Origin of the sequence: Mesorhizobium sp. LSJC285A00 (assembly GCF_000503155.1) — a bacterium.
Classification (GTDB): Bacteria; Pseudomonadota; Alphaproteobacteria; order Rhizobiales; family Rhizobiaceae; genus Mesorhizobium.
The window spans coordinates 51,201-64,839 of the sequence record NZ_AYVK01000003.1 but is presented as its reverse complement, the minus strand read 5'-3'; the positions used below and the strand labels follow the sequence as shown (position 1 = coordinate 64,839).

General features: G+C 61.8%; 14 protein-coding genes. 11 read left to right on the top strand and 3 right to left on the bottom strand.

Annotated features, from left to right (window positions below):
* Positions 1 to 2: 2 nt before the first annotated feature.
* Positions 3 to 1,037, bottom strand: coding sequence for an ABC transporter substrate-binding protein (locus tag X726_RS163855; protein ID WP_031214592.1), 1,035 nt, complete (start codon positions 1,035 to 1,037; stop codon positions 3 to 5).
* Between the two features lie 157 nt (positions 1,038 to 1,194).
* Positions 1,195 to 1,536, bottom strand: coding sequence for a DUF768 domain-containing protein (locus X726_RS163860; RefSeq protein ID WP_023667997.1), 342 nt, complete (start codon positions 1,534 to 1,536; stop codon positions 1,195 to 1,197).
* Positions 1,537 to 1,724: 188 nt separating this feature from the next.
* Here X726_RS163860 and X726_RS163865 point away from each other — a divergent pair, with 188 nt between their 5' ends.
* From X726_RS163865 to X726_RS0134455, 4 genes are all read left to right on the top strand, one after another.
* Positions 1,725 to 2,681, top strand: coding sequence for an NAD(P)/FAD-dependent oxidoreductase (locus X726_RS163865; protein WP_031214590.1), 957 nt, complete (start codon positions 1,725 to 1,727; stop codon positions 2,679 to 2,681).
* Positions 2,682 to 2,846: 165 nt separating this feature from the next.
* Positions 2,847 to 4,133 (top strand): SDR family oxidoreductase, encoded by a 1,287-nt coding sequence (locus X726_RS0134460; RefSeq protein WP_023744473.1) that lies wholly within the window; start codon positions 2,847 to 2,849, stop codon positions 4,131 to 4,133.
* Positions 4,133 to 4,615 (top strand): DUF2269 domain-containing protein, encoded by a 483-nt coding sequence (locus X726_RS163870; RefSeq protein ID WP_023667993.1) that lies wholly within the window; start codon positions 4,133 to 4,135, stop codon positions 4,613 to 4,615. Before X726_RS0134460 ends, X726_RS163870 begins: the two co-directional genes overlap by 1 nt.
* A gap of 110 nt (positions 4,616 to 4,725) precedes the next feature.
* The gene (locus X726_RS0134455; protein ID WP_023744472.1) at positions 4,726 to 5,052 is read left to right on the top strand and encodes a low affinity iron permease family protein; all 327 of its coding nucleotides are present in this window, start codon (positions 4,726 to 4,728) and stop codon (positions 5,050 to 5,052) included.
* Between the two features lie 215 nt (positions 5,053 to 5,267).
* Here the strand turns inward: X726_RS0134455 and X726_RS163875 are convergent, their stop codons facing one another.
* Complete coding sequence (locus tag X726_RS163875; RefSeq protein WP_023667991.1) at positions 5,268 to 5,543, bottom strand: hypothetical protein; 276 nt, start codon at positions 5,541 to 5,543, stop codon at positions 5,268 to 5,270.
* 217 nt (positions 5,544 to 5,760) lie between these two features.
* Here X726_RS163875 and X726_RS163880 point away from each other — a divergent pair, with 217 nt between their 5' ends.
* From X726_RS163880 to X726_RS163910, 7 genes are read left to right on the top strand one after another with little or no spacing between them, the layout of a single operon-like run.
* Positions 5,761 to 6,867 (top strand): SDR family NAD(P)-dependent oxidoreductase, encoded by a 1,107-nt coding sequence (locus X726_RS163880; RefSeq protein ID WP_031214589.1) that lies wholly within the window; start codon positions 5,761 to 5,763, stop codon positions 6,865 to 6,867.
* On the top strand, positions 6,864 to 7,937 hold the full coding sequence (locus X726_RS163885; RefSeq protein WP_023667989.1) for a GDP-mannose 4,6-dehydratase: 1,074 nt from the start codon (positions 6,864 to 6,866) through the stop codon (positions 7,935 to 7,937). Before X726_RS163880 ends, X726_RS163885 begins: the two co-directional genes overlap by 4 nt.
* Positions 7,934 to 9,226, top strand: coding sequence for a TIGR04295 family B12-binding domain-containing radical SAM protein (locus X726_RS163890; RefSeq protein WP_023667988.1), 1,293 nt, complete (start codon positions 7,934 to 7,936; stop codon positions 9,224 to 9,226). The genes X726_RS163885 and X726_RS163890 overlap by 4 nt, the downstream gene beginning before the upstream one ends.
* Complete coding sequence (locus X726_RS163895; RefSeq protein WP_023667987.1) at positions 9,211 to 10,311, top strand: glycosyltransferase family 4 protein; 1,101 nt, start codon at positions 9,211 to 9,213, stop codon at positions 10,309 to 10,311. Before X726_RS163890 ends, X726_RS163895 begins: the two co-directional genes overlap by 16 nt.
* 2 nt (positions 10,312 to 10,313) lie before the next feature.
* Complete coding sequence (locus X726_RS163900; protein ID WP_023667986.1) at positions 10,314 to 11,444, top strand: glycosyltransferase; 1,131 nt, start codon at positions 10,314 to 10,316, stop codon at positions 11,442 to 11,444.
* Positions 11,441 to 12,535: a glycosyltransferase gene (locus tag X726_RS163905; RefSeq protein WP_023667985.1), complete on the top strand. Its 1,095-nt coding sequence runs from the start codon at positions 11,441 to 11,443 to the stop codon at positions 12,533 to 12,535. The genes X726_RS163900 and X726_RS163905 overlap by 4 nt, the downstream gene beginning before the upstream one ends.
* On the top strand, positions 12,532 to 13,635 hold the full coding sequence (locus X726_RS163910; RefSeq protein ID WP_023667984.1) for a glycosyltransferase: 1,104 nt from the start codon (positions 12,532 to 12,534) through the stop codon (positions 13,633 to 13,635). The genes X726_RS163905 and X726_RS163910 overlap by 4 nt, the downstream gene beginning before the upstream one ends.
* The last annotated feature ends 4 nt before the right edge of the window (positions 13,636 to 13,639 follow it).

Below are 13,639 nucleotides of genomic sequence, written 5' to 3'. Positions count from 1 at the left end.
GCTCAAGCCGGTATGGCCCGGAAGACACCAGGATCGAGGCTCGTCGCCTTGCCGACCAGATCTTCGCCGCCCAATTCGGCCAGGATTGCAAACAACCGGGCCGCGCCATCACGTTCGGCTTTGCCGAACCGACGAGGGATTCCGGCTCGATAGGCGGCGCGTAACGCCGCCTGTAGGTGAGGATCGTCCGTGCCCAATTGGGGCGCGAGCACCCGCCATTCGTCGTCCGAAGACTCGAGCAGCGACTTCGCTGCCGCGGTCGCGCTCGTGAATCGCGCGAGGGCTATCGGGTTGGCCCGCGCCCAGCTTTCATGGAAGACGTAGCCGAGCATCGGCAAGTCCACGGATACGCCAAGCCCCTGCAGGATTTGCGCGACACTGAGCAGAGGCCTTGCCCCCTCTGACTCGAGACGGGCGGCGAAATTCCAGAACGTCAGCAGTGCATCCAGTCGCCCCGCCAGAAATTCCTGCTCCAACAAAGGCGGCGCGCCGAACACTGGCTCCACCTCTTCAGCAAGATCGCGCTTCACCTGACGGAGGCCGAGCGCGCGCAACAGGATCCAGCTTTTGTCCAGCGGACCACCTGCGATCCCCAGCCTTTTGCCCTTGAGGTCCGCAAGAGTTCGAATGGGCGAGCCTTGCGGCAGTTCCAGCGCGCCGACGGCACGAGAATAGGGATAGAAGACCAGATCAGCGCCTTCGCTGCGCTGGCGCATGACCCACACCCAGTCCGAAACGATGACGTCGACGCTGCCCGCCAGCAATGCGGTCTTACCGGCTTCGGTACCGGCAAGCCGCTGAGCCTCGATTGATACGCCGTGCACAGTGTCCAACGCATGTCGCCGCATGACGTCAACTTCCCAGGCGGCGGTGCCAAATCCCAGCACGCCAAATCGCACGAGCGGCGATGGCTGTGGCGCGGCTTCTGCGGAAGCACCCAATAGCCAGCAACAAATACCCGCAAGAGCGGCCCGCCGCGAGATGTGACCCTGATCATGCCGGGTCAGCCATTCGCCTGGAAGGGTAGCAGTCAGCACGGGCGCACCGGGTGTGAAGGAACTTTCCTAACGCCGTGGCGGCAGGAATGTTCCTCAATGGTGCATGGAACTAACGGGAAAGCACCTAAGGTCCGTTTTTCAGCTCGTAAGCAGCCCGGGGGGGCTTGTTCAGGCGAACAGAAGAAGGTGTCAGGGGCTACGGTCCGCTCTTGGCATCATCGACCTCCAACGCGTCCATTACAGGTGCCGGATCGCTCTTTTCGGAGCTCGGGCTCTGCACCCCGGACCCGGCGTTCTCGATCGCTTGCACGATAGCATCTTCGATGTTTCCGAGTTCGTCCTCCCTTACTTCACGCCCATAACCAGCCACCTCGGCATCTTGCTCGAATTGCTGAGCGAGCACCGCGACGCTGACTTCCTCTCGACCAGGAAGTGTGCCGACATTCTCCTGTAGCCAGTTTTGAAAAAACTCTCTGGTCGCGCTCATCTCAGACCACCCTTTCGCCAAACTAAGCGCGACGATGAGCCGAAGTTCCATGATGCGTTCACTTTCCCAGTGGCGCTGTACTCACAGCGTTGGGAGCCACGAGGTTTTTGCAGGCTTGATGAGGCAGTGGCCTTTCTCTTCACGACTCGATTGGAGTTCACTCTTATCGCGCAGTGTGCATCCTGATTGCGTCCATTTCGACCCTGTGGAACAAGCTTGTTGAGTTGAAGTTAGGCCCTATGCCAAGCTTTTCGGGCGAACCAAGTTTTTCGGGCGAACAAGTTTTTGACGTTGCCATCGTCGGCGGCGGCCCCGCGGGGCTCGCTGCAGCCATGTATTTAGCCAGGTTTCTGCGTTCGGTGATCTCGCTCGACGCGGGGCATGCGCGTGCCAAGCTCATCCCAAAATCCCGTAACTGTCCCGGCTTCCCCGACGGCATCAGCGGGGAAGAACTGCTCGGCCGCCTACGAGCCCAGGCACAGCTATACGGCGCGAGCCTTGTCCATGGTTGCGTAGGCCACGCCGAAAAACGCGAGGGGTTTTTTGTTCTGACGACCACCTGCGGGATTGTCCAAGCAAGGCGCGTGATTCTGGCAACGGGCATTGTGGACAAGGCACCTCCCATTGAAAGACTGGAGGAGGCGATCGCAACCGGCATTGTCAGACTGTGCCCGGTTTGCGATGCATATGAGGCCCGGGGTAGCCGCATCGGCGTTGTTGGTCCGGAGCATCTCGCCGTCAGGGAGGCTCTGTTCCTGAAGGGATATGGCAGTCAGGTCGCCTTGCTCGCCAATAACCAGGATGATGTTTCCGAAGCTGCCCGCGGCGCCGCCTTGGCAGGCGGAGTTGAAATCTGGGACGCTGTCGATGACCTGATCCCTCGACGAACCGGGTTCGATGTCGTCATGGCCGAGGGCGCCCCGATGCGCAACATCGATGTGGTGTACCCTTCGATGGGCAGCGACGTACGCTCCGAACTAGCGGTTGCTCTGGGGGCTAACTGTGACGCAGAAGGCTATGTCCTGGTCAACCGACACCTTGAGACTTCAACGCCAGGACTCTATGCCATTGGCGACGTGGCCGAGGGGCTCAATCAAATTGCTGTTGCGTTCGGAGACGCCGCCAAGGCTGCAACTCACATTCATAACGACCTCCGCGATTGCGCCGAGCCGGCGACGAACTTCCGGCGAAGTTGACCTGCAGATGCGAACGCACCGTACCGGCTCACCTTTGGCTGCGTTGATGCCCGGAACCTGTTCCACCCGGCGTGAGACTACCGGCTTCGGCTTTGCTAGAGTTGTCCCAGGCGCAGCCGCTGGGTTGATGGACGGGCACGCGCTGGCGAACGGCTGGAGGAAGGAATGAAAATTCTCGTCACCGGCGCGTCAGGTCTGATTGGAGCCGCGCTTTGCGCGCGCCTGGCCGGCGAGAGTCATGAAGTGGTTCGCGTGCTTCACCACGCAGACACTGGCGTCCACCCGGAGATCCAAACCGTTTCCCTGGATATGGCGCGGGGCTTGCGACCTCAGGACTGGACCCCCTACCTCGCCGGTGTGGACGCCGTCGTAAACTGTGCCGGCGTCCTGCAGGATAGTGCCCGGGAAAACACCCGGCATGTCCATTCTACCGGCGCCTCGGCTCTCTTCACCGCGTGTGAGCAAGAAGGTGTGAACAAGGTGATCCACTTTTCTGCCATCGGGGTCGATCGCCAGCAGCCGTCCGCCTTTTCCGCCAGCAAGCTCGCCGGCGATGAGGCACTGATGGCACGTAGCCTTGACTGGGTCATCCTGCGCCCCTCCGTAGTACTGGGAAGGCCGGCCTTCGGCGCAAGTGCACTGGTTCGCGGCCTCGCGGCTTTGCCGCTCTTGCCGTTGATGCCCGGCACGGGCCGTCTCCAAGTCGTCCAACTCGATGACGTCATCTCCACCGTCCTGTTCTTCCTCAAACCCGGCAGCCCATCGCACCTCACGCTGGACCTGGCTGGGCCCGAGGCACTTTCGATGAGCGAGGTCGTGGGTCGCTATCGCCGCTGGTTCGGATGGAGCAGTGCTCGGGAGTTCATCTTGCCGAATTGGGCCGCAGCTATCTTGTACAGGTTCGGGGATGCCGCGGCTCAGCTGGGCTGGCGCCCGCCGATGCGCAGCAATGCAGCAAAAGAGATTGCCCGTGGCGCTGTCGGCGATCCCCAACCCTGGATGACGGCGACCGGCATTCAACCATCAAGTCTTACATCTGCACTGCGTTTAAATCCTGCGACGGTGCAGGAGCGATGGTTCGCCGGTCTTTACTTCGTCAAGCCGGCGCTCTTTGTCATCTTGCCGCTCTTCTGGATCATGACCGGCATCATTTCCCTCACTGCCGGCTGGCGCAGCGGAGTTGACTTGCTGATTGGCACTGCTGCCGGCCCCTTGGCCGAACCGGCGGTAGTCGCCGGCGCGCTGGCTGACATCGCCGTCGGGGCGCTTATCGCCTGGCGCCCAACCAGCCGGCTTGGTCTTTTCGGCGCAATCGCGGTATCGCTTTGCTATGCGATCGCTGGGAGCATTCTGCGGCCGGATCTTTGGCTTGAGCCACTCGGGCCGCTGATCAAAATCCTCCCGATCCTCGTTCTGCATTTTGCAGCGCTGGCCATTCTGGAGGAACGCTGATGACGTACTTCGTGCTTAAATACCTGCACGTGATCGGCGCTGCTGTGCTGCTCGGAACTGGTGCCGGCATTGCTTTTTTCATGCTTTTGGCACACCGGACCGGGAATGCCGCGACGATCGCAGCCGTCGCCCGCATTGTCGTGCTGGCTGATTTCCTGTTCACGGCTATGGCCGTTGTCGCACAACCTCTGACCGGACTGGGCCTCGCTAGGGTTGCGGGGTATTCGCTGTCCGAAGGATGGATCGTTCTCTCGATCCTGCTCTACATCTTAACGGGCCTGTTCTGGCTGCCTGTCGTGTGGATGCAGATCGAGATGCGAAATCTAGCCACACAGGCCGCACTCTCCAACCAACCTCCTCCCGAGCGCTACCATCAGCTGTTCAGACGCTGGTTTGTCTTCGGCTTCCCAGCTTTCGGCGCCGTGCTCGCCATTTTCTGGCTGATGATTGCGCGCCCGGCAATCGAGTGGTCATCGTTGTAGCTGCGATCGGCAAGCACTGCGCCGTGAATTCATCCGTCGCGCCTAGCTGGCTCCTGCCGGCGCGATGCACTGCGGTCGGGAACCACGGTCACTGCCGCGAGTTCTTTCGCATGGCCAGTCATCCCGTCACCGGCGTGCTTACCTCAATCGGCACATTAACCTCCCGCCCCGCGGCATTCCTGATCCTGTTGGTCTACGCAATCCTTTGGATGATCTTCGAGCGACAGACCCTGGACTGGCATGGAGCGGCTACCTTGTTTACGTGGGCCATGACGCTGTTCATCCAGCGTGCCGAGCACCGCGACACTCAGGCCATTCACGCCAAACTGGATGAGATCCTGCGATCAGACCACAATGCCTCGAACATCACGCGGATCGACGATGAAGAGCCCGAGGAAATCGAAAAACACCGCCACCGCAGGCAGCAGGACGACTGATGAGCGGCGTTTTGGTTTCACGGCAGGACGAGTAGCGGGTTTCCAGCTTTTGACGCCTATCCAGCCCCGCCGCCTCCTGCGCTCAGGCCCAGGCCTTCGATCCTTGCTGCGGCTGTGGTTCAGCGACCGAAGGATCGGAGCCCTCTATTGTTCCACTGCATCCAGAAAAATTTGCCCGAGAACCAGGTCAGGCAAATCGGCCGGCTCGAAGTGCGTCATTCGCCTTTCTGGTTGCGCTCGACGAACTTGTTGAAACGGCTGGTTTGTCCGTCACCAGTCTTGGACTGGTAAAGAAAGGCCAGATCGTTCTCGTCGAATATGCGGAAGAACTCGTCCCATTCGACCGGCTCGAATGCTTCCTCGGGTTTGCCGAAGTCGATCCGCAGGATGCCGCCCGCGCCTTTGGTGCGAACCACTGCCGGCCGTCCATCCCGCTCCTCGGCCCATTTGCGGATTTCGTCGTGATTGGTGGTCGTTTGCGACTGGGACATTGAAATCTCCTTTGATCATCGGCGTTGCCAACATCGGGCATCGTCGGGGCTGCCGGCGTCCTAACAGCACAAGGGCGGCAATGTTCCGGCACGGCGCGGCGAGCGCGATGTGGCTGCTTCCGAACGAAGCCGGCCAAAGGAACTTTGTTGAAGCCAAGGGAACAAACCTTTTGCCGAAAAGTTCGGGTCGCCAAGATTACCTGTCTGAGGAGTGGTCGTGAAACGGATATTGGTTACAGGGGGCTGCGGCTTCATTGGCCGGCATGTCGCCCAGGAACTCATCGAGCAGGATTATTCGGTTCGCATTTTGGATGTGCTGCTGGAGCAGGTGCACGCAGGCGAAACAGTCGCCCTTCCCGCCGGGGCCGAGCTGATCAAGGGCGACATTCGGGACCGGGAGGCGGTCGCCAAGGCGCTGGAAGGCGTTGACGCGGTCATTCATCTAGCCGCGGAAGTCGGCGTCGGACAGTCGATGTACGAGATCGCGCGCTATGTCGGCACCAACGATCTCGGCACCGCGACGCTGCTTGAGGCGCTGATCAAACACCCGGTCGAGCGCATTGTCGTCGCCTCATCGATGAGTGTCTATGGCGAGGGCCTCTATGCTACATCGGACGGCCGGCGCATCGACAATGCCCGGCGCAAGGCGAGCGACACCAAAAACGGACAGTGGAATCCGCTGTCGCCGGAAGGCGAACCCCTCTCCCCCCTGCCGACGGACGAGGAAAAGCCGGTCGATCTCGCCTCTATCTATGCACTGACGAAATACGCCCAGGAACGCGCCGTGCTGATCTTCGGCGAAGCCTATGGCATCGATACGGTCGCGCTGCGCCTGTTCAACGTCTTCGGCGCCGGCCAGGCGTTATCGAACCCCTATACCGGCGTGTTGGCCAATTTTGCTTCGCGTCTCGCCAACGGCCAACGTCCAATGATCTTCGAGGATGGCGAACAGAAACGCGATTTCGTCCATGTGGATGACGTCGCCCGCGCCTTTCGTCTTGCGCTGCAGCAACGCCAGGCAAGGGGTCACGTCATCAACATCGGCAGCGGCCGAGCCTATGCTATCAGCGACGTCGCGCGGGTACTTGCCGAGGCCATGGGAACGCCGGACCGCTCGCCAGAGTTGCTCGGCAAGGCGCGCTCCGGGGATATCCGCAACTGCTTCGCCGATATTTCCAAGGCCCGTGAGCTGCTCGGTTTCGAGCCGAGGCAACAACTGGAGAATTCGCTCGCCGATTTCGTTTCCTGGGTGCGCAACTCGTCCGCCATCGACCGCGGCGCCGACATGAAACGCGAGCTTGAAGAACGTGGGCTGGTGTCATGAATACGCGCAATCGACGCGACGCGCCCGTCGCCATTGTCGGCGGCAGCGGCTTCATAGGATCGAACCTGGCCGACAGCCTGTTGTCGGATGGCGAGCCGGTGCTGGTGATCGACAATCTCAGCCGCCCCGGCGTCGAACAGAACCTTGAATGGCTGGCGCAGAAACACGGAAGCCGCCTCATGGTCGAAACGATTGACGTGCGCGACGCCAACGCGCTTGCGCCCGTTCTGAGGAGTTCCAAGGCGATCTTCCACCTGGCCGCGCAAACCGCCGTCACAACGAGCCTGGTCCAACCGGACGAGGATTTCGACATCAACCTTCGAGGAACGTTCAATGTCCTCGAGGCGGCGCGGCTGAGCAGTGAGTTTGTTCCGGTGGTCTTCGCCAGCACCAACAAGGTCTATGGCAGCCTGCCCGACGTCGCGGTGCGCGAGGACGGCGATCGTTACCTGCCTTGCGACGGCATCATCCAAGCGAATGGCATCGACGAGACCCACGGCCTGGATTTCTGCACGCCCTATGGCTGCTCCAAAGGCGCGGCGGACCAATATGTGCTCGACTATGCCAAATCCTACGGCATGCCGACGGCGGTGCTGCGGATGAGCTGCATTTACGGGCCGCGCCAGTTCGGAACCGAGGATCAAGGCTGGGTCGCGCACTTCCTGCTGAGTGCGCTGACGGGACGTCCAATCACCATTTACGGCGACGGCAGACAAGTGCGCGACATACTGCATGTCTCCGATGCGGTCGCCGCCTACAGGGCCACGCTCGATCGTATCGAGACGACCAAAGGACAGGCATTCAATCTTGGCGGCGGCCCCGATAATGCGATCAGCCTGCGCATGCTGTTGGGCGAGATCCGTAGCTTGACCGGCCGTGAGCTTTCGATCCGCCATGATGGCGAACGCACCGGCGATCAGCCCTTCTTCGTCGCCGACACCCGCAAGATCAAAGCGATGCTTGGCTGGAAAGCTCGTGTTTCATGGCGCGAAGGCATTCGCGATCTCGCAGACTGGCTGCAACAACACCGGCTCCAGCCTCGCCCCGAAGTCGTGAGGTACGTCGCATGAAAATTGCCCTGGTAAACCCGTTCTGGACCTATGACGACAGCATTTATTTCGGCTGCCGCCAACCACATCTCCCGCTGGAACTCGGCTATTCGAAATCCCTGCTCGAAACAGCCGGCCATGAGGTGTTGATGCTGGATGGGCAATTGCAGAAGCTCGACAACTCGGACCTCTCCGAGCGTGTGGCTGATTTCGCGCCTGCAATGACGGTCGTCAGTACCGCCCCGACTTATCTGTTCTGGCGCTGCGCACCACCCGAGTTGCGCGTGCCGGCCGATTTCCTCAACCGTCTCGCCGGGCGCGGTGGACGCACAGTCGCGGTCGGGCCGCATGGCTCGGCTACGCCCGCGCCAACCTTGCGCAAGCTTGGCGTCGACATTGTTGTGCGCGGCGAATGCGAGGAAATCGTCGCGGAACTTGCCCGGCGCGACGACTGGAGCGCTGTGCCCTCGACCGCTTACCTGCGCGATGCCAAGGTGGTTTTGACCGGCGGCGTCCACGCCAGCTCGTTTGTCGATCATCCGCCACTCCAATGGCCATCAGACTGGATCGCAGCCCATTCGCACCACCATCACAGGTTCGATGACAAGCAGGTTGGGTTCGGCGCGGAGGTCGAAGCATCGCGCGGCTGCCCCTACAATTGCAGCTTCTGCGCCAAGATCGATTTCCGCGATGCCTATCGCCGCCGAAACCACGAGGCTGTCATAGCGGAAATCGATGGGCTGATTGCCCAGGGGGTCGGCTACATTTATTTCATCGATGAAATCTTCCTGCCGCAAAAAGCGCTGTTGGAAGCGTTGATCCATCGCGCCGTGAAGTTCGGTGTGCAGACCCGCATCGACCTTTGGAAGCCCGAGCTGCTGGAATTGCTTGGTGCGGCCGGCTGCGTCTCCATCGAGGCCGGCCTCGAAAGCCTGACCGTGGAAGGTCGTGCGATGCTGGCGAAGCGCTGCCGGCTGGGCACCGAGGAACTCGCCGCGCTGCTCGTCAACGCCAGGCGTCACGTTCCGTTCGTACAGGCCAATCTGATCGGCGTCGTCGAGGATGATCCTGCCCTCGTCGATTACTGGCGAACGCACCTGATCGACAACGGCGTGTGGGCCAATGAACCCGTACCGCTTTATCCATATCCGAGTTCGCCAAGCTATCGCGAGCTTTGGGGCGAACCCGACGACCTCGCCTGGGAGCGCGCCCATGATCACTATCTCGCATCATTCCAGAAGTTCAGCGACATCCAGGAAAGGCGCCCGCGTCCGCTGGCGGAACTGGAGGCGACATGTTGCGGACACTGACGCCGCGCTCGCGGCGCATCCTGATGACGGTCGACGCCGTGGGCGGCGTGTGGCGCTATGCGCTCGACCTGGCCAGGGAACTTGTCAACGGCGGCGATAGCGTGGTGCTTGCCGGCCTCGGTCCGCCACCGTCCAGGCAGCAGGCCGACGAGGCGGAGGCTTTCGCGAAGCTGATCTGGCTGAACACGCCGCCGGATTGGATGACCCGCAACGGCGGTGATCTCGACGCGCTGCCGCGGGAGTTGCATGCGCCCATGCGCGACCACGCCATCGACCTTGTCCATTTCAACGCGCCTTCGCAGGCAGCGGGATTCGACGCGCCATGCCCGGTCGTGGTGGTCTCCCATTCCTGCGTGACGACTTGGTTCCATGCGGTCAGAGGACAGGCGGCGGATGGGGCATGGGCCTGGCAGAAGGAGCGCAACAGACGCGGCATGGATCGGGCCGACGCGGTCATCGCGCCGAGCCGCAGCCACGCCGACATGCTAGAGACCTGCTACGGCCCGATCGCGCGCTTGAGTGTGGTCAGAAATGGTGCCCGTCCTCTGCCGAATGCCGAAAAGCACCAACCGCTCGTGTTCGCTGCTGCCCGCTGGTGGGACGAGGGCAAAAATGCCGCGGTGGTCGACCAGGCGGCGTCCCTGACGCGATGGCCTCTGTTTGCCGCCGGGTCGACGAACGGCCCAAACGGCGAGCATGTCAGCTTCAGCCATGCTGTTCCTCTGGGAGCAGTGCCATCCGACGAGGCGCGTTCGTTGATGGCTCGCGCGGGTATTTTCGTATCGCCATCGCTCTACGAGCCATTCGGCCTGGCCGCGCTGGAAGCCGCCATGTCGGCTACGCCCCTGGTGCTTTCCGATATCGCCACCTATCGCGAACTATGGGACGGGGCCGCGATATTCTTTGACGCGCGCGATCCGCACGATCTCGCTGCCTGCCTCAACCGTCTCTCCAGCGATGCCGAGCTCCGGCGAGAGCTTGGCCAGGCAGCCATCCGACGCAGCCGCAGGTTTAGGCTGACAAAGCAGACAGCGGCTATGCGCGGCGTCTACGACAAAGCGGCCTTAGCGATGGCGGAGCGCTGATCATGCGCTTTGTGTTTTACACCCACTCGGTCGTTTCCGACTGGAACCATGGCAATGCCCATTTCCTGCGCGGCGTCATGCGAGAGCTGGTCCAGCGCCGGCATCAGGCGATTGCGCTGGAGCCGGCGGATGGCTGGAGCCGGTCGAATCTGGTGGCTGAGAAGGGGTCGTTCGCCATCGAACGCTTCCGCAAGGATTTTCCCGAACTGATGCCGGTGACCTACGATGCCGGATTTGATCATGAAGCCTGGATCGCTGAGGCCGACGTTGTGATCGTTCATGAGTGGACGGATCCGGAGCTTGTCGCACGTATTGGCCGTGCCCGGGCCGCCGGCGGCAACTTCATCCTTCTTTTTCACGACACTCACCACCGGGCCGTGTCGGCGACCGAGGCACTCTCGGCGCTCCGGCTGGAGCACTATGACGGCGTTCTCGCCTTTGGCGAAACCTTGCGCGAGAGCTATCTGCGCGCCGGCTGGGGCAAGCGCGTCTTCACCTGGCATGAAGCCGCCGACGATCGCCTGTTCAAGCCGCACCCGGAGATCCACCCCACCTCCGATCTGGTCTGGATCGGCAACTGGGGCGATGATGAGCGGACCGCCGAACTCAAGGAGTTTCTGATCGAGCCGGTGCACGATCTTGGCCTTGATGCCGCTGTTCACGGCGTACGCTACCCCAAGACCGCACTTGCGGATCTGGCCACCGCAGGACTGCGCTATGAGGGGTGGATTGCCAATGCCGACGTGCCGAAGGCTTTCGCCGCGCATCGTGTCACCGTTCACATCCCACGGCGCCCCTATCGCGAGAGGTTGCCCGGAATCCCGACGATCCGCATGTTCGAGGCACTCGCCTGCGGCATTCCGCTGATTTCAGCGCCATGGTCCGATGTCGAGCAGCTTTTCAGGCCCGGTGTCGACTTCCTGTTTGCCGAGAATGGCTCGCAAATGCGGCAACAGCTTCGGACGGTGTTGTCCGACGAGGACTTTGCGGCCTCCCTGGTGACCTCGGGTCTCGAGACCATCCGCTCGCGGCACACCTGCCGCCACCGCGTCGACGAGTTGCTCGGCGTGCTCACGCAATGCGCGAACCGACACACCGCCGTCCCGACAGCCGCAAAGGAAGCCGTCGCATGAAGATCGCATTCTATGGATCGAGCCTTTTGTCGTCCTACTGGAACGGTGCCGCGACGTACTATCGCGGTTTGCTCAAGGCACTTTCGCAATTGGGTTACGAGATCACGTTCTACGAACCCGATGTCTACGACCGGCAGAAGAACCGCGACATCGAAGCTCCCGACTGGTGCACTGTCGTCGTTTATGAGGCGACCCAGCATGCGCTGATGCAGGTCGCGGCACGTGCCGCCGGCGCCGACATCGTCGTCAAGGCGAGCGGCGTCGGTTTCGAAGACGAGGCGCTGCTTCGCGCCGTTCTCGACCACGCCCGCAGCGACGCGCTTGTCGTATTCTGGGACGTGGATGCGCCAGCCACGCTTGCCCAGTTGCGCGACGAGCCGGACCACCCGCTCCATCGTGCACTGCAGGAGATCGACCTCGTGCTGACCTATGGTGGCGGCGATCCCGTTGTCTGGGCCTATCGTGCCATGGGCGCCAAGGAGTGCGTGCCCATCTACAATGCGCTCGATCCCGAAACGCACCATCCGGTCGCCAGCAAAGCGCGTTTTGCCTGCGACCTGGCGTTCCTCGGAAACCGGCTGCCGGACCGTGAAGCGCGTGTCGAGTCGTTTTTCCTCGATCCCGCCAGCCAGCTGCCGAAACAGCGTTTCCTGCTCGGAGGCTCGGGTTGGGGCGACAAGCCGCTCCCCACCAATGTAGGCTGGCTCGGCCATGTCGGCACCCGCGATCACAACGCCTTCAATGTCACCCCAAAAGCCGTGTTGAACATCAGCCGCGACAGCATGGCCGCCAACGGTTTTTCACCGGCCACGCGAGTGTTCGAGGCGGCTGGCGCCGGCGCCTGTCTCATCACGGATGCATGGCTGGGCGTGGAACTGTTCCTGAAACCAGGCGAGGAGATCCTGGTCGCGCGTGACGGCGGCGATGTCGCCGAAATAATGCGCTCGCTGACCCCCGGTCGGGCCAAGGCAATCGGCCAAGCCGCACTTCACCGCGTGCTGGCGGACCATACCTACGCGCTTCGGGCGGATGTGGCGGATGCCGTCTTCAAACGTCATTTCGAGCACGGGGCCGTGGAGGCAGCGGAATGACCAAGAAACTGGACATCGTCTTTCTCGGCCTGTCGCTGTCCTCATCGTGGGGAAACGGTCACGCCACCACTTTTCGAGGTCTTTTGAAAGGCTTGCACGGACTCGGTCACCACGTGACTTTTCTGGAGCGCAACGTGCCATGGTACGCCAATCACCGCGATCTGCGCGAACCGGAGTTCTGCGCCTTGCGCTACTACGAAACCACTGCGGAGCTGCAACGCGACTACGCACAGTGCCTGGAGCAGGCCGACATCATCGTCATCGGATCCTTTGTTCCAGAAGGACGCCAGGTCATCGACATCGTCGCCTCGCTTTGCAAGGGGCAGCTCTGCTTTTACGACATCGACACCCCGGTGACCCTGGCCAAGCTTTCAGCCGACGATTGCGATTATCTGAGTTCGCGGCAAATTCCGTATTTCGATGTCTATTTCTCCTTCACCGGCGGACCAACGCTCAGCCATCTGGCGCAAGACTTCGGCGCGCGCCATGCCGAACCTCTCTATTGTTCGGTCGATCCGGAACGGCATCACCCGACAGGAGATCCGATCCGCTGGGATCTCGGCTATCTCGGCACCTACAGCATGGACCGGCAGACAACGCTGAACGCTCTGCTGCTCGAGCCCGCACGGCATATGCCGAACCTCCGTTTCGTCGTGGCCGGCTCCCAATATCCATCCGACATCATCTGGCCGGACAATGTCGAACGCATCGAACATTTGCCGCCAGCCGATCACGCCGCGTTCTATAGCCGTCAGCGCTACACGCTGAATGTCACACGCAGTTCCATGATCACCGCAGGATGGTCGCCCAGCGTGCGCCTGTTCGAAGCGGCGGCTTGCGGCACGCCCATCGTCAGCGACCGCTGGCCAGGGCTCGACAGCTTCTTTCCCGCATCGGCGATCCACACCGCCGCGGAGACGGACGAAGTCATCGATATCCTCGTTGGCGAGTCCGAGCGCGCACGCCTGGCCATGGCCGGCCGGGCTCGCAAACTCGTCCTCGCTTCCCACACCGGTGGGGCCAGGGCTCGCGAATTCGTGGCGGCGCTGACCCAACCAAGGGCGACGGCCCTCGATCTCGACATTGGAAGTGCAGCATGAACGG